At 70.2% G+C, this 19,563-nt stretch carries 16 protein-coding genes; 11 read left to right on the top strand and 5 right to left on the bottom strand.

The window, feature by feature from the left end; translation table 11 throughout:
• Nucleotide 1: 1 nt before the first annotated feature.
• From BMY89_RS03385 to BMY89_RS03365, 5 genes are all read left to right on the top strand, one after another.
• Complete coding sequence (locus tag BMY89_RS03385) at nucleotides 2-1,939, top strand: fumarate reductase/succinate dehydrogenase flavoprotein subunit (RefSeq protein ID WP_092374570.1); 1,938 nt, start codon at nucleotides 2-4, stop codon at nucleotides 1,937-1,939.
• Complete coding sequence (locus tag BMY89_RS03380) at nucleotides 1,936-2,697, top strand: succinate dehydrogenase/fumarate reductase iron-sulfur subunit (protein ID WP_092374567.1); 762 nt, start codon at nucleotides 1,936-1,938, stop codon at nucleotides 2,695-2,697. The genes BMY89_RS03385 and BMY89_RS03380 overlap by 4 nt, the downstream gene beginning before the upstream one ends.
• A 195-nt stretch (nucleotides 2,698-2,892) precedes the next feature.
• A complete protein-coding gene (locus BMY89_RS03375; protein WP_092374565.1) occupies nucleotides 2,893-4,074 on the top strand; it encodes a zinc-dependent alcohol dehydrogenase in 1,182 nt (393 codons plus the stop codon).
• Nucleotides 4,075-4,155: 81 nt separating this feature from the next.
• Complete coding sequence (locus BMY89_RS03370) at nucleotides 4,156-5,187, top strand: serine hydrolase (RefSeq protein WP_232521028.1); 1,032 nt, start codon at nucleotides 4,156-4,158, stop codon at nucleotides 5,185-5,187.
• 52 nt (nucleotides 5,188-5,239) lie between these two features.
• On the top strand, nucleotides 5,240-6,400 hold the full coding sequence (locus BMY89_RS03365; RefSeq protein ID WP_092374562.1) for an MBL fold metallo-hydrolase: 1,161 nt from the start codon (nucleotides 5,240-5,242) through the stop codon (nucleotides 6,398-6,400).
• A gap of 10 nt (nucleotides 6,401-6,410) precedes the next feature.
• On the opposite strand, the gene BMY89_RS03360 is transcribed toward BMY89_RS03365, so the two are convergent.
• A complete protein-coding gene (locus BMY89_RS03360) occupies nucleotides 6,411-7,922 on the bottom strand; it encodes a deoxyguanosinetriphosphate triphosphohydrolase family protein (protein WP_092374559.1) in 1,512 nt (503 codons plus the stop codon).
• A gap of 62 nt (nucleotides 7,923-7,984) precedes the next feature.
• Between BMY89_RS03360 and BMY89_RS03355 the strand changes: the two genes are divergently transcribed.
• The 6 genes from BMY89_RS03355 to BMY89_RS03330 all read left to right on the top strand — a co-directional run bounded on the left by BMY89_RS03355 (nucleotide 7,985) and on the right by BMY89_RS03330 (nucleotide 14,855).
• Nucleotides 7,985-10,369, top strand: coding sequence for a Tex family protein (locus tag BMY89_RS03355; RefSeq protein ID WP_092374556.1), 2,385 nt, complete (start codon nucleotides 7,985-7,987; stop codon nucleotides 10,367-10,369).
• A gap of 113 nt (nucleotides 10,370-10,482) precedes the next feature.
• A complete protein-coding gene (locus BMY89_RS03350; RefSeq protein ID WP_092374553.1) occupies nucleotides 10,483-10,914 on the top strand; it encodes a hypothetical protein in 432 nt (143 codons plus the stop codon).
• Nucleotides 10,915-11,105: 191 nt separating this feature from the next.
• Nucleotides 11,106-12,281, top strand: a complete 1,176-nt coding sequence (locus BMY89_RS03345) for a DegT/DnrJ/EryC1/StrS family aminotransferase (RefSeq protein ID WP_092374550.1) — start codon at nucleotides 11,106-11,108, stop codon at nucleotides 12,279-12,281.
• Between the two features lie 31 nt (nucleotides 12,282-12,312).
• Nucleotides 12,313-13,398, top strand: coding sequence for a GNAT family N-acetyltransferase (locus tag BMY89_RS03340; protein WP_092374547.1), 1,086 nt, complete (start codon nucleotides 12,313-12,315; stop codon nucleotides 13,396-13,398).
• A gap of 81 nt (nucleotides 13,399-13,479) precedes the next feature.
• Nucleotides 13,480-14,082 (top strand): sugar transferase, encoded by a 603-nt coding sequence (locus tag BMY89_RS03335; RefSeq protein ID WP_232521027.1) that lies wholly within the window; start codon nucleotides 13,480-13,482, stop codon nucleotides 14,080-14,082.
• Complete coding sequence (locus BMY89_RS03330) at nucleotides 14,067-14,855, top strand: GNAT family N-acetyltransferase (RefSeq protein WP_111313788.1); 789 nt, start codon at nucleotides 14,067-14,069, stop codon at nucleotides 14,853-14,855. Before BMY89_RS03335 ends, BMY89_RS03330 begins: the two co-directional genes overlap by 16 nt.
• 43 nt (nucleotides 14,856-14,898) lie before the next feature.
• Here BMY89_RS03330 and BMY89_RS03325 read toward each other — a convergent pair whose 3' ends face one another.
• The 4 genes from BMY89_RS03325 to wecB form a co-directional block, all read right to left on the bottom strand.
• Nucleotides 14,899-16,143 (bottom strand): glycosyltransferase family 4 protein, encoded by a 1,245-nt coding sequence (locus BMY89_RS03325; protein WP_092374544.1) that lies wholly within the window; start codon nucleotides 16,141-16,143, stop codon nucleotides 14,899-14,901.
• Nucleotides 16,140-17,264 (bottom strand): polysaccharide biosynthesis C-terminal domain-containing protein, encoded by a 1,125-nt coding sequence (locus BMY89_RS03320; protein WP_092374541.1) that lies wholly within the window; start codon nucleotides 17,262-17,264, stop codon nucleotides 16,140-16,142. Before BMY89_RS03320 ends, BMY89_RS03325 begins: the two co-directional genes overlap by 4 nt.
• Nucleotides 17,258-18,289 (bottom strand): polysaccharide biosynthesis protein, encoded by a 1,032-nt coding sequence (locus tag BMY89_RS03315; protein ID WP_175510270.1) that lies wholly within the window; start codon nucleotides 18,287-18,289, stop codon nucleotides 17,258-17,260. Before BMY89_RS03315 ends, BMY89_RS03320 begins: the two co-directional genes overlap by 7 nt.
• A gap of 120 nt (nucleotides 18,290-18,409) precedes the next feature.
• Nucleotides 18,410-19,534 (bottom strand): non-hydrolyzing UDP-N-acetylglucosamine 2-epimerase, encoded by a 1,125-nt coding sequence (wecB, locus tag BMY89_RS03310; protein WP_092374535.1) that lies wholly within the window; start codon nucleotides 19,532-19,534, stop codon nucleotides 18,410-18,412.
• Nucleotides 19,535-19,563: the final 29 nt, after the last annotated feature.

The raw sequence follows: 19,563 nt of genomic DNA, 5'->3' as shown, positions 1-19,563 counted from the left end.
CATGGATCTCTTCACCGAGGGCGACCCGATCGCCGACACCAGGGCTCCCGACGGGCCGATCGAGACCCGCTGGGAACGTCGCCGCTTCGAGGCAAAACTGGTCAACCCGGCCAACCGGCGCAAGATGACCGTGATCGTGGTCGGCACCGGCCTGGCCGGCGGGTCCGCCGCGGCCACGCTCGCCGAGCAGGGCTACCGGGTCAAGTCGTACTGCTACCAGGACAGCCCCCGCCGGGCCCACTCGATCGCCGCGCAGGGTGGCATCAACGCCGCCAAGAACTACCGCAACGACGGCGACTCGGTGCACCGGCTCTTCTACGACACCGTCAAGGGCGGCGACTTCCGTTCGCGGGAGTCGAACGTGCACCGGCTGGCCGAGGTCTCGGTCAACATCATCGACCAGTGCGTCGCCCAGGGCGTGCCATTCGCCCGCGAGTACGGCGGTCTGCTGGACACCCGCTCGTTCGGCGGCGCGCAGGTGCAGCGCACCTTCTACGCCCGGGGACAGACGGGCCAGCAGCTGCTGCTCGGCGCGTACCAGGCGTTGGAGCGGCAGATCGGCCTGGGCAACGTGGAGATGAACACCCGGCACGAGATGCTGGAGCTGATCGTCGTCGACGGCAAGGCCCGGGGCATCGTGGTCCGGGACATGGTCACCGGCGAGATCACCACGGAGTTCGCCGACGCGGTGGTGCTCGCCTCCGGCGGCTACGGCAACGTCTTCTACCTCTCCACCAACGCCAAGGGCTGCAACGTCACCGCCACCTGGCGGGCCCACCGCAAGGGCGCGTACTTCGCCAACCCCTGCTACACCCAGATCCACCCGACCTGCATTCCGGTCTCCGGCGACCACCAGTCGAAGCTGACCCTGATGAGCGAGTCGCTGCGCAACGACGGTCGGGTGTGGGTACCGAAGGTCAAGGGCGACGACCGGGCGCCGCGGGACATCCCCGAAGACGAGCGGGACTACTACCTGGAGCGGATCTACCCCTCCTTCGGCAACCTGGTACCCCGGGACATCGCCTCCCGGGCCGCGAAGAACGTCTGCGACTCCGGCCGTGGCGTGGGCCCGACGAAGCTCGGCGTGTACCTCGACTTCACCGACGCCATCGACCGGCTGGGTCGAAAGGCCATCGAGGCCAAGTACGGCAACCTGTTCGAGATGTACGAGCGGATCACCGGCGAGGACCCGTACGAGGTGCCGATGCGGATCTACCCCGCCGTGCACTACACGATGGGCGGCCTCTGGGTCGACTACGACCTCCAGTCGACCATCCCCGGCCTGTTCGTGATCGGCGAGGCCAACTTCTCCGACCACGGCGCGAACCGGCTCGGCGCCTCGGCGCTCATGCAGGGCCTCGCCGACGGCTACTTCGTGCTGCCCAACACGGTCGCCAACTACCTCTCCGCCGGTCCGTTCGAGAAGATCGACGGCAGCCACCCGGCGGCGGTCGAGGCCCGTCGGGACGTCGAGGACCGCATCCAGCGGCTGCTCGCCGTCGACGGCGACCGGACCGTGGACTCGTTCCACCGCGAGCTGGGCCAGATCATGTGGGAGCACTGCGGCATGGAGCGCTCCGAGGCCGGGCTACGCAAGGCGATCGACGAGATCCGCGCCCTGCGTGACCAGTTCTGGCAGCGGGTACGGGTGCCCGGCGACGGCGAGGGGCTCAACCAGTCGCTGGAGAAGGCCGGTCGGGTGGCTGACTTCTTCGAACTGGCCGAGTTGATGTGCATCGACGCCCTGCACCGGGAGGAGTCCTGCGGCGGCCACTTCCGGGCCGAGCACCAGAGCCCCGACGGCGAGGCGCAGCGCGACGACGAGCACTTCGCGTACGTCGCGGCCTGGGAGTTCACCGCCACCGGCGAGCCCTCGGTGCTGCACAAGGAAGACCTGAACTTCGAATACGTCCACCCCACGCAGCGGAGCTACAAGTGAACCTGACCCTGCGCATCTGGCGCCAGTCCGGCCCCGAGGACAAGGGTCGGATGGTGAAGTACCAGGTCGACGACGTCTCACCGGACATGTCGTTCCTGGAGATGCTCGACGTGCTCAACGAGCGGCTCATCCTCGCCGGCGAGGAGCCGGTCGCCTTCGACCACGACTGCCGCGAGGGCATCTGCGGCATGTGCGGCCTGATGATCAACGGCGACGCGCACGGCCCGCAGCGCGGTACCACCGCCTGCCAGCTGCACATGCGGCAGTTCTCCGACGGTGAGACGATCGACATCGAGCCCTGGCGGGCACGCGCCTTCCCGGTCATCAAGGACCTGGTGGTCAACCGCAACGCCTTCGACAAGATCATCGCTGCCGGCGGATACATCACCGCACCCACCGGCAGCGCACCGGAGGCGCACTCCGTGCCGGTCGCCAAGGCCAACGCGGACTCCGCCTTCGAATCCGCCGCCTGCATCGGCTGCGGCGCCTGCGTGGCCGCCTGCCCGAACGGCTCCGGCATGCTGTTCACCGCCGCCAAGGTCACCCAGCTCTCGCTGCTGCCGCAGGGCCAGCCCGAGCGCTACACCCGGGTGATCGGCATGGTCGACGCGCACGACGAGGCCGGCTTCGGTGGCTGCACCAACGCCGGCGAGTGCACCGCGGTCTGCCCGAAGGGCATCCCGCTGACCACCATCGGTCGGCTGAACCGCGACTACCTGGCGGCGACCACCAAGCAGGGCGACACCCCGGGCACCTGAACGCCCGCGACCTCCGACCCACGGGCCGGCCGCCGCCCGAGCGGGCCCGGCGGCCGGCCCGCCCACCCTCCGGCGGACCCGCCGCCGGCCACCCTCACCCACCACCACCACCGCGTGGTAGGCCGGTCCGTGGCCGGTTCAAGCGCTCGGAGACGGGTAGCAGTCGAGCTACCGGACATCGGAGGAGGGGTCGGCATGCGGGCATTGACCTGGCAGGGTAAACGGGACGTACGGGTCGAGGAGGTGCCCGATCCCCGGATCGAGGAGCCGACCGACGCGATCGTGCGGGTCACCTCCACCGCCATCTGCGGCTCCGACCTGCACCTGTACGAGGTGCTCGGGCCGTACCTCAAGCCGGGCGACGTCCTCGGCCACGAGCCGATGGGGGTGGTCGAGGAGGTCGGCCCGGGGGTGACCCGACTCAAGCCCGGCGATCGGGTGGTGGTGCCGTTCAACATCTCCTGCGGATCATGCTGGATGTGCCAGCGGCAGCTGTACGCGCAGTGCGAAACCACTCAGGTCACCGCGGAGGGCAAGGGCGCCGCCCTGTTCGGCTACACCTCCCTCTACGGCTCGGTGGCCGGCGGGCAGGCGGAGTACCTGCGGGTGCCGTACGCCGAGTTCGGCCCGATCAAGGTGCCCGACGACGGCCCGGACGAGCGGTGGCTCTACCTCTCCGACATCCTCCCCACCGCCTGGCAGGCGGTGAAGTACGCCGACACCCCGCCCGGCGGAACCCTCGCGGTCCTCGGGCTCGGCCCGGTGGGCCAGTTCTGCGCCCGCATCGGTCGGCACCTCGGCGCGGAGCGGGTGATCGGGCTGGACCTGGTGCCGGAGAGACTGGCGATGGCTCGCCGGCACGGCGTGGAGGTGCTCGACATCTCCCAGCTCGACGACGTGCCCGGCACGCTGATCGACCTGGTGGACGGGCGCGGGCCGGACGCGGTGATCGACGCCGTCGGCATGGAGTCACACGGCGCGCCGCTGGGCAAGGTCGCCCAGGCCGCTGCCGGGCTGCTGCCCGACAAGCTGGCCCAGCCGATGATCGACAAGGTCGGGGTGGACCGGCTGGTCGCGCTCAAGGCCGCGGTCAAGGGTGTCCGGCGTGGTGGCACCGTCTCCATCTCCGGTGTGTACGGCGGCGAGGTCGACCCGCTGCCGCTGATGGAGATGTTCGACCGGGGCATCCAGCTGCGGATGGGCCAGTGTCACGTACGCCGCTGGACCGACGACATCATTCCGCTGCTCACCGACGAGGACCCGCTCGGCGTGGCGGACCTGCGGACCCACCGGTTGCCACTGGACCAGGCGCCGCAGGCGTACCAGATGTTCCAGCGCAAGGAGGACGGCTGCGTCAAGGTCGTACTCGCCCCGTGAACGCATCGACGGGATCACACGCCTCGATGAGTCGGCCTAAGGTGTCCGGAGGACACGCTCGGCGACCGACGGGAGAGACGAGTGACCATCCGGATGAACCGCAGGGCAGCGCTCGGCCTGGGCACCATCGCGACGGCCGGGACTGTGCTCGGCACAGCGGTGCCGGCCGGCGCTGACCCCGGGCGCGAGGCGGCGGCCGAGGTCGGCGCGGCCACCGACGACCGTGCCCGGGTCGCGTCGCGGATCGCCGGGGTGTACGAGCGACTGAGCGGCCAGGCTGGCGGGAACTGGCAGTCGTACGTCAGCCTCGCCGGCCAGGGCGGCGCCGCTCCCCTGGTCGCGGTGAGCGAGTCGGCGGACCAACGGATCGAGGCGTACAGCGTCAACAAGATCGCGGTGGCCGCCGCGGTGTTGGACAAGGTCGACCGGGGCCTGCTCACCCTCGACCAGCAGGTGGAGGTGACCGACGCGATCGTGGTGCCCGGCGGCGACGGCATCTTCAGCCTGGACGGCGCGTACCCCAGCCTGGTCACTCTCGGCCACGCGTTGGCGAACCTGCTCACCGTCTCCGACGACACCGCGGTCCGGCTCTGCGGGCTGGTCTGCCCGGCCGCCGAGATCAACCAGATCCTGGTGGCGAAGGGCTTCCCCAACACGCAGGTGCAGCCGGTGGCCAACCCGAACCGGTTCTTCCTGGGCACCAGCACCCCGAGGGAGACCCACGACCTGCTGCGCGCCCTGGTCGGCGGCGTGCTGCTCTCCGCCGCCTCCACCGAGTTCGTGCTGCGGCTGCTGCGCTCGCCGGTGGCCTTCACCGACGGCGTACGGCGGGAGATGTCCTCGGCCGAGCGGGCCCGGATCGCCACCAAGGCCGGCTGGTTCGCCGACGCCCGGCACGAGGCCGGCGTGATCTTCGACACCACCGGGGCGCCCCTGGTGACGTACGCGCTCTTCGCCGACGGCCAGTCCGGCGCGGACGACTTCGGCGCCACCCACCCCGCGGTGCAGGCACGGGCCCGGTTCGGCCGCCGCGTTCTCGGTCTCACCGACGGTCTCGGCGGCAGCGGCACCGCTCACCGCGAGCATCTGTACCGCCCCAGCAACGGCGGCTGAACCAGCCAGCGGCGGCTAGCGTGGACCCCGGGGATCAGGTAGAGGGGGGACCATGCGGGCATCGAAGGAGCCGACCGGTCCGGCCACTGGCCGGCGGATCAGCGGATCGGCGGCCAGCCTGGCCGCGTTGGCCGCGTTGGCCGGGCTGGCCGGGCTCGCCTGGGCCGCGCGGAACATACCCGCCGCCCTCGGCGGTCGACTGGCCGGCGCGCGAGCCGAACGGGCCGCCCGGTCGCCCCAGTTCCGTGACGGCACGTTCCACAACCGCGCGGGTACCCGGACGATGGTTCCCGCGCCCGACCGCAACCTGTTCCAGGAGCTGATCTTCGGTAAGCAGAAGCGACGGCCGACCGCACCGGTGCCGCTGGTCCGACCCGCCGCCGAGACCGGCATCGAGCCGACCCGCGAACTGAACGTCGTCTGGTACGGCCACGCGTCCACCCTGATCGAGATCGAGGGGCGGCGGGTGCTGCTCGACCCGGTGTGGAGCGACCGGTGCTCTCCGTCGGCGGCGGTCGGTCCGCGCCGGCTGCACGAGCCGCCGGTACGCCTCGACGAGCTCCCCCGCGTCGACGCGATCCTGATCTCGCACGACCACTACGACCACCTCGACATGGCCACCGTGCGGGAGCTGACCGCCCGGCAGTCGGCGCCGTTCCTGGTGCCGCTCGGGGTGGGCGCCCACCTCGACCGGTGGGGTGTGCCGGCGGAGCGGATCATCGAGTTGGACTGGTCGCAGACCCACCGGGTGGCCGACCTGGAGATCACCTGCACCGCCGCCCAGCACTTCTCCGGTCGTGGCCTGCGTCGCAACGGCACCCTGTGGAGCTCCTGGGTGGTGGCCGGAGAGCATCGGAAGGTCTACTACACCGGTGACTCCGGCTACTTCGGCGGGTACGCCGAGATCGGCGCGGAGCACGGGCCGTTCGACGTGACGCTGATGCAGATCGGCGCGTACGACCGCTCCTGGCCGAGCATCCACATGTTCCCCGAGGAAGCCGTCACCGCCCACCTGGACCTGCGTGGCGGGCTGTTCGTACCGGTGCACTGGGCGACGTTCAACCTCGCCCTGCACGACTGGTCCGAGCCGGTGGACCGGCTGTGGGCCGAGGCCAAGGCACGCGACGTCCGGCTGGCCGTGCCACGCCCCGGCGAGCGGGTGGTGGTGGACGACCCGCACCCGGTCGACGGCTGGTGGCAGGGCGTCGCCTGACGCTCGCATCTCAGAGCACGAAGGCGTCGGTCCAGAGGGCGCCGGAGCGGCCGGAGAGTGCGTCGAGCATCGCCACCGCCTGCCCGTCGGTCAGCTGCGCCACGAAGTCAACGATGGCCCGGCCACGGGCCTTGCCGAGCCGGTCCACGGCACGCGGGTGCAGCTCCGCCTCGGCCAGCTCCACCAGGTCGTGCAGTCGCCGGGGCAGCCGGGACTCCTCCTCCGGGTCGAGCAGCCACTCCAGCAGCGCCTCGACCAGGGTGCCGAGCAGCCGGGCCTGGCCCCGCTGGTGCAGCGCCAGGTCGGGGCGGGCCAGCACGAACCGGTGGTGGACGAACTTGAGCACCTGCACCTCGTGCCACTGGGCCGGGGCCAGCAGCACATGCCCGGAGCGCACCGCCGGCTGCTCCACCACCGTGATCGAGTCGACGAAGCGGGTGGTCCACCGCGCGGAGAAGCGCGCCACGTACTGCTCTGCCTCGATCGAGCCGTCGAACGGCAGGGCGAGCAGGCCTTCGACCAGCTCCTCCCGGACGTGCTCGACGGCGGCGGCGAACGCGTCGTCGTCGGCGACCCAGCCGTCCTTGTGGTGCAGTTGGCGGCGCAGCCGCTCGATGGCCGTGCCGGGCCGGCGGGCCGAGGTGTGCAGCGCCGCGTCGGTGATGGCCCGCAGGTGGCCGCCCTCGCGCTGCCAGGCCATCAGCTCGGCGGCCACCGCGCCCTGCTGGAGCACCCCGACCCGGTAGAAGTCCTCCACGTCGTGGATGGCGTAGGCGATGTCGTCGGCGGTGTCCATCACCGACGCCTCGACGGTCTGCTGCCAGTCGGCGATCCGGCCGGCGAACGGCGCCCGGGCCTGCCGCAGGTCGTCCAGCTCGGTGCGGTACGCCCCGAACTTCACCGAGCCGCTGTCCGGGTCGGCCGGCGGTGGGGTCGCCCCGCGCGGCGGCGGGTCCATCAGGCGGGGGTGCGGGTCGGGATGGTCGAGCCGGGTCCACGGATATTTCAGCATCGCCGCCCGCACCGCCGCGGTCAGGTCCAGGCCGGTGGTCGCCGCGCCGCGGATCTCGGTCGAGGTGACGATGCGGTACGACTGCGCGTTGCCCTCGAACCCGTCGGTCAGGCCGAGCCGGTGTCGGGCCAACCGGTCCAGCACCCGCTCCCCCAGGTGCCCGAAGGGCGGATGGCCGAGGTCGTGGGCGAGCGCGGCGGCCTCCACCACGTCCGGGTCGCAGCCGCCCAGCTTCTCCACCAGGTCACGCTGCCACCCGTCGGCGGTGAGCCGCTCGGCGATCGCCCGGGCCACCTGGGCGACCTTGAGACTGTGGGTGAGCCGGTTGTGCACCAGCAGCCCGGACCCACCCGGGCTGACCACCTGGGTGACGCCGCCCAGCCGGGTGAAGAACGGCGAGGAGACGATCCGGTCCCGGTCGGCCCGAAACGGGCTGGTCGCGAGGTCGCCGAGGGCCCGGGCGCTGCCGCCGAAGAGCCGACGCGCCCGAGGCTCCACAGGTGCTTCCATGATCGCCACGCTAGCCGGGCACAATGCAGGGCGGAACCCACTCCCGAAGGCGGACCTAGATCGTGACCCTCTCTGTTCATCAGCGGATCGCCGAGGAGCTCGGCGTCGCCGAGCGCCAGGTACGCGCAGCCGTGGAGCTGCTCGACGGCGGCGCCACCGTGCCGTTCATCGCGCGCTACCGCAAGGAGGCCACCGGCCTGCTCGACGACACCCAGCTGCGCACCTTGGAGGAACGCCTGCGGTACCTGCGCGAGCTCGACGAGCGGCGGGCGGCGGTGCTGGAGTCCATCCGTAGCCAGGGCAAGCTCGACGAGGCCCTGGAAGCGCAGATCATGGCGGCCGACTCGAAGTCCCGGCTGGAGGACATCTACCTGCCGTACAAGCCGAAGCGGCGGACCCGGGCGCAGATCGCCCGCGAAGCCGGCCTGGAGCCCCTCGCCGAAGGGCTGCTCAGCGATCCGACACAGGACCCGAAGGCGGCGGCGGCTTCTTTCGTCGACGCCGACAGGGGCGTGGCCGACGCCGCCGCCGCGCTGGACGGGGCGCGGGCCATCCTGATCGAACGGTTCGCCGAGGACGCCGACCTGATCGGCACGCTGCGCGAGCAGATGTGGTCGCGGGGCCGGCTGGTGTCCCGGGTACGCGAGGGACAGGAGAGCGCCGGAGCGAAGTTCGCCGACTACTTCGACTTCGCCGAGCCGTACCCGAGGCTGCCCTCGCACCGCATCCTGGCCATGTTCCGGGGCGAGAAGGAGGGCGTGCTCGACCTGACCATGGATCCGGAGGCCGACGGTGACGCCGACGCGCCGGTCACCGGCCCCACCCGGTACGAGGCCGCGATCGCCGGCCGGTTCGGGGTCAGCGAGGCCGGTCGGCCCGCCGACCGCTGGCTCGCCGACACGGTGCGCTGGGCGTGGCGTACCCGCATCCTCATCCACCTCGGCGCGGACCTACGAATGCGGTTGTGGCAGGCGGCCGAGGATGAGGCGGTACGGGTCTTCGCCACCAACCTGCGTGACCTGCTGCTCGCCGCGCCGGCCGGAGCCCGGCCCACCATGGGGCTGGACCCGGGCCTGCGTACCGGGGTGAAGGTTGCCGTGGTCGACGCCACCGGCAAGGTGGTCGCCACCGACACCATCTACCCGCACGAGCCGCGCCGGCAGTGGGACGCCTCGATCGAGACCCTCGCGCGGCTGGCCGCCGCACACCAGGTCGAGCTGGTGGCGATCGGCAACGGCACGGCCAGCCGGGAGACCGACAAGCTCGCCGGTGAACTGATCAAGCGCTTCCCGCAGCTGAAGCTGACCAAGGTGGTGGTCTCCGAGGCTGGCGCGTCGGTCTACTCCGCCTCCGCGTACGCCGCACAGGAGCTGCCCGGGATGGATGTGTCACTGCGCGGCGCGGTCTCCATCGCCCGCCGCCTGCAGGACCCGCTCGCCGAGCTGGTCAAGATCGATCCGCGTTCCATCGGTGTCGGGCAGTACCAGCACGATCTGTCCGAGGTGAAGCTGTCCCGGTCGCTGGACGCGGTGGTGGAGGACTGCGTCAACGGTGTCGGGGTGGACGTCAACACCGCCTCCGCGCCGCTGCTGACCCGGGTCTCCGGCATCGGCGCGGGGCTGGCCGAGAACATCGTGCTGCACCGGGACGCCAACGGGCCGTTCCGCACCCGGGCCGCGCTGAAGAAGGTGGCCCGACTGGGCCCGAAGGCGTTCGAGCAGTGCGCGGGTTTCCTGCGCATCCCCGACGGCGACGACCCATTGGACTCCTCCAGCGTGCACCCGGAGGCGTACCCGGTGGTGCGCCGGATCCTCGCCACCAGCGGTCAGGAGCTGCGTTCGCTGATCGGGAAGTCGGCCATCCTGCGTGGCCTGCGCGCGACCGACTTCGTCGACGACACGTTCGGCCTGCCCACCGTCACCGACATCCTCGCCGAACTGGAGAAGCCGGGCCGGGACCCGCGCCCGGAGTTCAAGACGGCGACCTTCGTCGACGGCGTGGAGAAGATCGGCGACCTCACGCCCGGCATGGTCCTGGAGGGCGTGGTCACGAACGTCGCGGCGTTCGGCGCCTTCGTGGACGTCGGGGTGCACCAGGACGGCCTGGTACACGTGTCGGCGATGTCCCGCACCTTCGTCAAGGATCCCCACGAGGTGGTGAAGTCCGGCGACGTGGTGAAGGTCAAGGTGCTCGACGTCGACGTGCCGCGCAAGCGGATCTCACTGACCCTGCGGCTGGACGACGAGCCCCCGACCGGAGGACGCCCGCAGGGCGAGGGTGGCAGGCGCGAGCACAGTGGCCAAGGCGGCGGGGCGCAGGGCGGTCAGGGCGCGGCGGGACGCGGTGAACGCGGCTCGCGAGGCGGCCCCCGGCAGGGGCGCGGCGGAACGCCACCGCCGGCCAGCGGCCCGATGGCGGATGCGCTACGCCGCGCCGGCCTGGCCTGAGCGACGCCCGTGACGTCCGGCTCTTCCACCTGCGGAGGGCCGGACGCTCGTCACCGTCCGGATCAGGCAACGCCACCCGCGTGCGAGCGTCTGACCCGCGTACGGTGGCGGACATGACGGACGACGGTCTGGATTGGCGGGAACGGCAGCGGCACGCGGTTCGAGCCCACGCCGAGGCCGACGCGCGGCAGCGTGCGGCGGAGCACGCTGAAGCGGCCGAGCTGGTGTCGTGGTTCGTCGCCGAGGCGACCCGGCGCGGGCTGCCCACCACCCGGTTGGTCGCCCACTCCTACGACGGCCGCTCGCGCTACCGCACCAGGCTCACCGGCTGGTACGTGGATCGGGCATGCACCCGGGCGGTCGACGTCGAGGGACGTTTCCATCTGCTGACCGTGCCGGCGAGCTTGCAGTCCCGCCTGTTCGGCGCGGATCCGCAGCCCGGCCCAGCGCCGCTCGTCATCGGCCGCGGCGGCCGGGACGGGGAGTCGATTCCCTTGCGCGACCTGCTCACCCGCCGTCTGGCCGCCGGTGACAACTGGAGCTGAGAAGCATCGCCACCCGGCACGGAGGGCAGTGCTACCAACGACACCGCGCGTGCCGCGAAGGCAGTTGACGCGAGCCGGAGACATGAGCCGGAATACCATCCTCGACGTGGGCAAAACCGACGTCTCGCTGCATCGTTGACCCTCTCGAATACTGCGGGAGGCCTGCCTCCCGACGACGACGGGGGCTACAGATGGCCGTACGTGAACAGCCCGCCGATTCGCCTTCGATGGACGGCACGGCAGACCGGATCCTGCTCTCGCCACCGGACGTCGGGCCGCTGGAGGAGTCATACCTGTTGCGCGCGCTGCGATCCGGCTGGGTAGCCCCGGTCGGCCCCGAGGTCGAGGCGTTCGAGCGCGAAGTTGCGGCAAGAGTGGGCCGCTCGCACGCGGTGGCACTCTCCTCCGGCACCGCCGGCCTGCACCTGGCCCTGATCGCGCTCGGCACGCGACCCGGGGACGCGGTGGTGGTGCCCACGTTGACCTTCGTCGCGACCGCCAACGCCGTGGTCTACACCGGTGCCGAGCCGGTCCTGGTCGACTGTGATCCGGAGTCCGGCAACCTGGACCCGGCTCTGCTGGAACGGACGCTGGACGAGTTGCGTCGGGCCGGACGGCGGGTGGCAGCCGTGCTGCCAGTGGACATGTTCGGTTCCTGCGCCGACTACGACCGAATCCTGCCGATCTGCGCGGCGGCGGGCGTACCCGTCATCGAGGATGCCGCAGAGGCGCTCGGCGCGGTCCGCGACGGCCGGCCGGCCGCCTCCTTCGGTCAGGCCGCCGTGCTGTCGTTCAACGGAAACAAGATCATCACCACCTCCGGCGGCGGGATGCTCGTCTCAGACGATCATGACCTTGTTGCGCACTGTCGCTACCTGTCCACCCAGGCCCGTCAACCGGTCCGGCACTACGAACACACCGACACCGGATACAACTACCGGCTGAGTAACCTGCTCGCCGCGCTCGGCCGGGCACAGCTGCGTCGGCTGGACGGCATGCTGGCTCGGCGTCGCGCCCACCGGGAGCGGTACGCCAAGCTCTTCGCCGCCACGCCCGGCGTACGGCTACTGGGAAGTGGCGACATCGGCGCCAACTGCTGGTTGACCAGCATCGTGGTCGATCGAGCGGCGGCCGGATGGCAGGCCGCAGAGCTCGCCCGCCACATGGACGCCCACGAGATCGAGACCCGACCGATCTGGAAGCCCATGCATCTGCAGCCGGTCTTCGCCTCGGCTCGCACCGTGTTGAGCGGGGCCGCCGAGCGGCTGTTCGCCAGCGGCCTGACTCTGCCCAGCGGCTCCGCCATGACTGACCAACAGCTAGACCGGGTGGCCGCCACGATCGCGGACTTCCTCGACCGCCGATGACCGGATCCGCCCCGACCCCAGGTGGCTGTCGATGAGACTCGAGATTTGGGATGCCCGAAACCCGAGCGACGAGGCACGTTGGCGGGCCGTGCACGAGGGGTGGGCCGACCGCGAGGTGTGCGCCCACCCCAGCTACGTGCGACTCTTCGCCGGCCAGGCCGAGCAGCCGCTCGCCGCGTATGCGCGCACCCGCCACGGCTTCGTCCTCTACCCGTTTCTGTTGCGCCCCATCGACGCCCCGCACCTGCGGGACGCCGCGGCGCAGAGCTTCGACATCACCAGCCCGTACGGCAACGGCACCGGTGGCGCCTTCCAGGTGGGGGTGGACGACGTCGAGGCGAAGCAGTTCTGGTTGGCCTTCGACGAGTTCTGCCGATCCAATCGGGTGGTCAGCGAGTTCTGCCGGCTGCACGTCTTCGCCGAGCAGCGTCTGGCATACCCGGGACGCATCGAGCCACGGCTGGTCACCGTGGTGCGCGACCTTGCCACCACGCCGGAACAGATGTGGCGAGAGTTCGAGCACAAGGTCCGCAAGAACGTCAACAGGGCCCGGCGCAGCGGAGTCACCATCGAGGTCGACGAGGCGGGCACGGACCTCGCTGAGTTCCTCCGGATCTACGGGTCGACGATGCGGCGACGGAACGCAGCCGAGGCGTACCACTTTCCCGACGCTCTCTTCGCCGCACTGCTGGCAGAGCTCCCGGGCCAGGCGGTTCTGTTCCACGCTCGACACGAGGGCCGGGTCGTCTCGACCGAACTCGTGCTGGTCTCCGGCCGGAACATGTACTCCTTCCTCGGTGGCACCGACGAGGACGCGTTCCACCACCGCCCGAACGACCTCCTGAAGTACGAGATCTTCCAGTGGGGTCGGGAGCACGATCGCCGATGGTTCCTGCTCGGCGGCGGATACGCCCCGGACGACGGCATCTTCCGCTACAAGCGCGCCTTCGCGCCGCACAGCCTGCTGACGTACTCCACCGGCACCCGGGTGTTCGATCCGGCCCGCTACGACGCGTTGGTCCAGGCGCACCACGCCGAATCACGCCGCCACGATCCGAACTGGCGCCCTCAAGCAGCCTTCTTCCCGGAATATCGCCAGCCTCCCCAACCAAAGTGACGTTGGCACCCCCAAAGCGTTCGTGGTTAGTCCCGATAGGAAGCAACGATGTCTGAAGTCCTGCAAAGAGGAGCAAAACGAGTGCTCGACATCGTCGTCGCTCTCCTACTCCTCACCCTGTCGGTGCCCATCCTGGCCATCGCCGCGCTGCTCGTCCGGATCCAGCTGGGTTCGCCGGTCTTCTTCGTCCAGGAACGCACCGGCCTCGGACAACGGCCGTTTCCCATCGTGAAACTGCGCACCATGTCCAACGAGCGCAACGCCGGCGGCAACCTGCTGCCTGACGGGGTCAGGTGCCGCGGTGTGGGCCGCGTACTGCGCCGACTGAGCATCGACGAGTTACCTCAACTGGTGAACGTGCTCCGGGGCCAACTCAGCCTGGTCGGTCCGCGGCCGTTGCTGCCCCGCTACGACGCCTGGTACACCGAACGGGAACGACGCCGGTTCGATGTGCGGCCGGGAATCACCGGGCTGGCCCAGATCAGCGGACGCAACGGCGTCCCATGGGAGGAACGTCTCGCCCTCGACGTACGGTACGTCGAGCAGTGGAGCCTCTGGTTGGACCTGCGGATCCTCGCCGCCACCGCCGGCAAGGTGTTCCAGGGCAGCGGCGTCGCGGTCGACCCCGCGGCCCAGATGCTCGACCTGGACAAGGAACGGCAGACGACGTGCGTCTCTTCCTGACCGCCGCCGAGATCGAGACGCTCGACGATCCACAGGACCCCGCGCTCGGCGACACCGCCGACCTGCTGGCCACCTCCGTTCCGCCGGGGTGCGCGGGACTGGTGGCATACCATGCCGACGGCTACCAATCGTTCCTTGCCGCAGCGGTGACACCTCCGCGTACCGCTCGCACCCTGATCCTGCGCGCGATACGCGGCCCCGGGGGCCTGCGCGCCGTCGCGGACTGGCGGCTGCTACCCGGACAGCTGTTCCTCAACGGAATCGCGGTACGCGGCGACGAACGCGGACAGGGCCTGGGCAGTCGGCTGCTCCACGACGGACAGGAACTCGCCCGGCGGCTGGGCTGCCGGGCCATGCTGCTCGACGTGTCCCTCGACAACCCGGCCGCCCACCGGCTATACCTGCGCCACGGCTTCACGGAGGTATCCCGCTCCAGGTGGCACGAGGTCGTCGGGGCGAGGACCTCGGGGCCGATCAGCATCCGGTTGGTGAACTGGCCGGCCTTCGCCGCGCACCATACCGCGTACGGCTTCGGTGATCTCACCGTCCGCACCACCTCGGGAGAGGAGTTCGGCATCAGGGTGGTCGGCACCGCGGTCCGCGTGCCAGCCGAGCCCGTCGCGGGGCCCCTCGCCGCCGCCGTGAGCCCACTCCTTGGCAGCGACAGGTGCTTCTGGGCAGAGGCCGTCACGGATCAATGCCCGACGAGCACCGCGCCGGGGCTGGCGGAATTCGTCAGGATGCGTCGCGAACTGGCAGACACGTCGGGATGACCGTCCCGCTACCCGGGCCCCCGTACACCGATCAGGACAGCGGTCACCGACCACTGCCCCGGGGCCGGCCGGCGATCTTGTGCAGCATGTCCTCGATCTGGTCGACGCCGGCGGACAGCGACATGCGCTCCTGGTAGACCTGCCGGGCCCGAGCGCCCATCGCGGCACGCTCCGATTCCGGCAGGTCCGCCGCAGCCGCGAAGGTCTCGGCCAGCGCACGCCAGTCCTCTGGCGGGCACGACAGCCCGATCCGATGAGCGTCGACCAACCGAACCACGTCGCCGGGCGCGGCGGCCACCACCGGCCGGGCACAGGCCAGAGCGGCTTGCAGCTTCGACGGCATCGTGCCCCGCAGGGCCGGCAGGTCACGCAGGCACACCAGCTGGAAATCCGCCACCGCGTAAAGTGCCGCCATCTCCTCCGGAGGGTGCCGATCGAGAAACCGTACGTTCGTCGCACCGAGATCCTCGGCTATCCGCCGGGCTCGTGGCTCCTCCACGCCGGAGCCGGCCAGCACCAAGTCGATGCGGTCCGGGACTGCGGCGGCGGCCCGGACGGCCGTCTCGATCCGTTGGAAGGGACCCATGTTGCCGGCGAACATCACCAGGCAGCGACCCCGATGCCCGAGAAGCGCGCGCGCCTGCGGGGTCACCGGGACCGGCCGGAAAAGGTTCTCCTCGGTCCAGTTGAAGACCACCCGTACCGCGCCCGGGTCGGCACCGCGCTCGACCACCAGCTCAGCCATTGACGGTGAGAGCACGGCGATCGCGTCGGAGGCCTGGTAGACGCGCCGCATGGCGGCCGAGAGGACGCGATCCAGCAGACTGCCCACCAACCCGTCGGAGATCATCGCCGATGCCGTGACGGACTCGGGCCAGATGTCCTGCACATGAAGAAGCACGGGGGTACGGCGCAGCAGGCGCGGCAGCACGGCGGCCGTGAACGCCGTCGCGGGAGGATGGTAGACGTAGATGGCGTCCAGCCCGGACAGAAAGCGGATCGCGGCAAGCGAGCTGCTGGTGGCGTACGAGACGTAGTTGAGCACGCGGCCGACGGCGGAGCTGTCATGGCTGGGATAGACCGGCACCCGGCGGACCTGGCACCCCGCGTGGTTCTCCACGGCTCGCCACCGTTGCCGGTAGCCGGGATAGATGCGGCCGCCCGGGAAGTTCGGGAAGGCGGTGAGCACCCGCACTTCATGGCCACGCGCGGCAAGTTGGGTAGCCAGGCCACCGGTGAGGAATGCCGGCTCCGGTGGGAACCACTGCGAAACGATGCCGATCCTCACGCGCCCACCGCTACCCGGCTCGGGCCCACCTCCACCGGCTCCGGATAGGTGTCCGGGCGCTCGGGGTCGAAGATCTCGTTGGTCCAGAACATCGTGAGCAACTCCTCCGGACCCGTGTTGACGATCCGGTGCGCCCACATCGTCGGCATATCCACCGCAACCGGGTCGGCACCGTCGACGGCAAACCGGGTCACGCCCTGTTCGCCGATTCGCCGCAGGCTGATCTCCGCCCGGCCCCGAAGCACCACGAAGCGCTCGACCTTGGCCAGATGGAAGTGCTCACCCCGGACGACGCCGGGGTGGGTGGTGGAGCAGAAGGTCTGACCGGGACCGGCGTGGGCCTTCACCGACTCCACCAGTTCGCCGCGATGGTCCGCACGCCGTGGCAGGGGAATCAGAGAACGCTGCGGGAAGCAGTGCGAGCGGTATGTGTTGAACAGCCGCACGGCGTGGCGATCGTCGAGGGCGGGGATCTCCCCCCGGCGGTAGGTGGCCGCGTATCCGGCGAGCCGATCCGCCAGCTCGCCGACTTTGGTGTGCAGCGCCGGCATTCCACTGTCCCAGACCCCGGTGGCCGGCGCGCCCACCAGTGCGGCAGCCGCGTCGGTGACATGGACCAGGCTGAGGTCGCGGTCCTCGTGAATGTCGGGCGCGCCGTCGTCGGCCAACAGCCGGCAGAAGGTCCCGACGACCGAGTTGTAGTGCGGACGACCGTGCTCCCCGTACAGGTTGGGCAGACGCAGATCGACCAGTCCGAGGCCGACATCGGCCAGTGTGGCCGCCGCGGACGCCTTCGAGTCGCCGTAGGGCGTGCCGTTGCCGGCCTGGACGGAATTGGCGAAGACGATCCCAGCCGGCGGATTCGGACTCCGGCGCAGGCCCCGGGCAACGGCCGCAGCGAGTTGGACGTTCCCCGCTGCCACGTCGGCCGGGTCGCCGCGGTTGACCCCGGCCAGGTGCAACACCCGGTCGACGCCGGTCACCCGATCCGCCACGGTGGCCGGATCGGTCAGATCGTGCGCGGTGATCCGGACTGGCTCCGGCCAGCCGAGGGCCCGCAGCAGCACTCGGACGTGCCAACCGAGGAAGCCGCCGGCACCGGTGATCGCCAGCCTCAGCACGCCAACACCGGGTCGCGCAGCGCCAGCTCCGCCCGTACCTCTGGCAGGGCCAGCAGAACATCCATGATCTGGGGTACGTCCAGCTGCGGCGCGTTCGACGAGTCGAAGTCCTCCGTCGGCGCCTCGACCACGTCGCCCTCGGACACATAGGCCGCGTAGTTCAGGTTGCGGGAGTCAACCGGCACGCGGAAGTAGTTCCCGAAGTCGTCGGCTCGGGCGAGCTCCTCACGACTGGCCAGCGTCTCGTGACGCTTCTCGCCGTGCCGCATTCCGATCACATCCAGCTTCACCGGCGCGTCGAATAGCCGGCAGACCGCCTCGGCCAGGTCGCTGACCGTACTGGCCGGGGCCTTGCGGATGAAGATGTCGCCCGGGCGGGCGTGCACGAAGGCATGTTCGACCAGCTCAACGGAATCGGTGAGAGACATGAGAAAGCGGGTCATGCCCGGATCGGTGACCGTCGGGGCCCGTCCCGCCTTGATCTGCTCGATGAAGAGCGGAATGACCGATCCGCGGGAGTACATGACGTTGCCGTACCGGACACAGGACACCACGGTGCGGCCACCAAGATCGCTGCGTGCGTGCGCTTGAGCGACCTTCTCCATCAGGGCCTTGCTGATCCCCATGGCGTTGACCGGAAAGACGGCCTTGTCGGTGCTCAACAGCACCACCGAGCGGACTCCGTTCCGCTCGGCCGCCTCGATGACGTTGGCGCTGCCGAGAATGTTGGTCCGGACCGCCTCGAGCGGAAAGAACTCACAGGACGGCACCTGCTTCAGCGCGGCGGCATGGAAGACATGGTCGACGCCATGAGCCGCACGCATCAGCGAGTCGCGATCCCGGACGTCGCCGACGTGATAGCGGACCCGCTCGTCGCCGATCGCCCGACGCATGCTGTCCTGCTTGGCCTCGTCACGACTGAATACCCGCACCTCGGCCACATCGCCGTCGAGCAGGCGGCGCACCATCGTCTGACCAAACGAGCCGGTCCCACCGGTGATCAGAACCCGGCGCCCGGCGGCCACGTGAGTCACGGACACCATTCCTCTCGCTGCGCGTACGATCTCTTGGGCCTAACGACGCAAATAACCCGAAGATTCGCTAAATACGTATAAAGCACGCTATGCGCGCAAGACGGCGCGGCATCAGCGGCGGATGCCCGCCCAGTCGTGGTGTCGGCGGACGGTGGACAACACAAAGTCGACCACCCGGCGCGAGGTGTCCGGCAGCAGATAGTCCGCCGGGCAGGGCACCCCGTGGGCGACGAACTGGTCGACGACGACCCGGACGGCCTCCACCACGCCTGCCGGGTCGAGACCGGTCATGATGATGCCGCCGGCGTCCAACGCCTCCGGGCGTTCGATCGACTCACGCAACGTCACTGCGGGGAAGCCCATGATGGCCGCCTCCTCGCTGATCGTGCCGCTGTCGGACAGCGTGCAGTACGCCATCGTCTGCAGATGCACGTAGTCGAACAATCCGAACGGCTCGCTGAAGACGATTCCCTCCAGCGCGGTCGCGTCCGGAGCCAGCGCCTCAAGCCGCTTGCGAGTACGCGGGTGCGTCGAGACCAGCACCGGGAAGTTCCAGCGATCGCGTACCGCACGTAGGCAGTCCAGCAGCCGGGCAAGCCGATCGGGACGGTCGACGTTCTCCTCCCGGTGCGCGCTGACCAGGAAGTAGCGGCGCGGGGTCAGCTCCAGTTGTCGCAGGATCGTGGAGGAAGCGATGTCTGACCGGTAGTGCTCCAGCACCTCCCGCATCGGCGAGCCGGTGTGCAGGATCCGTCGAGGGTGCAATCCCTCCGCCAGCAGGTTCCGCCGGGCATGCTCGGTGTAGACCAGGTTGAAGTCCGCGACGTGGTCGACCAGGCGACGGTTCGTCTCCTCCGGCACGTTGAGGTCGAAGCAGCGATTGCCGGCCTCCATGTGGTAGACCGGCACCCGCATCCGGCGCGCCATCAGTGCTGCGATGGCGCTGTTGGTATCCCCGAGCACCAACAGCGCGTCGGGCCGGCTCTCCTCGATCGCGGCTTCCATGCCGACCAGAACGCCGCCGAGCACGCGGCCGAGCGAGGACGTGTCGACCCGGAGAAACCGGTCCGGCCTGCGTAGCCGCAACTCGGTGAAGAACACGTCGGACAGCGCGGTGTCCCAGTTCTGCCCGGTGTGCACCAGCAGGTGGTCCACCGTCTCGTCGAGTCGGGCGATGACCCGGGACAGCCGAATAATCTCGGGTCGGGTGCCGACCACCGTCATGATCCGGGTCATGCCCGTCCTTTCCCGTTCTGGACAGCATT

Origin of the sequence: Micromonospora phaseoli, assembly GCF_900109115.1 — a bacterium.
GTDB lineage: Bacteria > Actinomycetota > Actinomycetes > Mycobacteriales > Micromonosporaceae > Micromonospora > Micromonospora phaseoli.
Note: the sequence above shows the minus strand (reverse complement) of the source record. Positions and strands in the feature narration are given on the sequence as shown.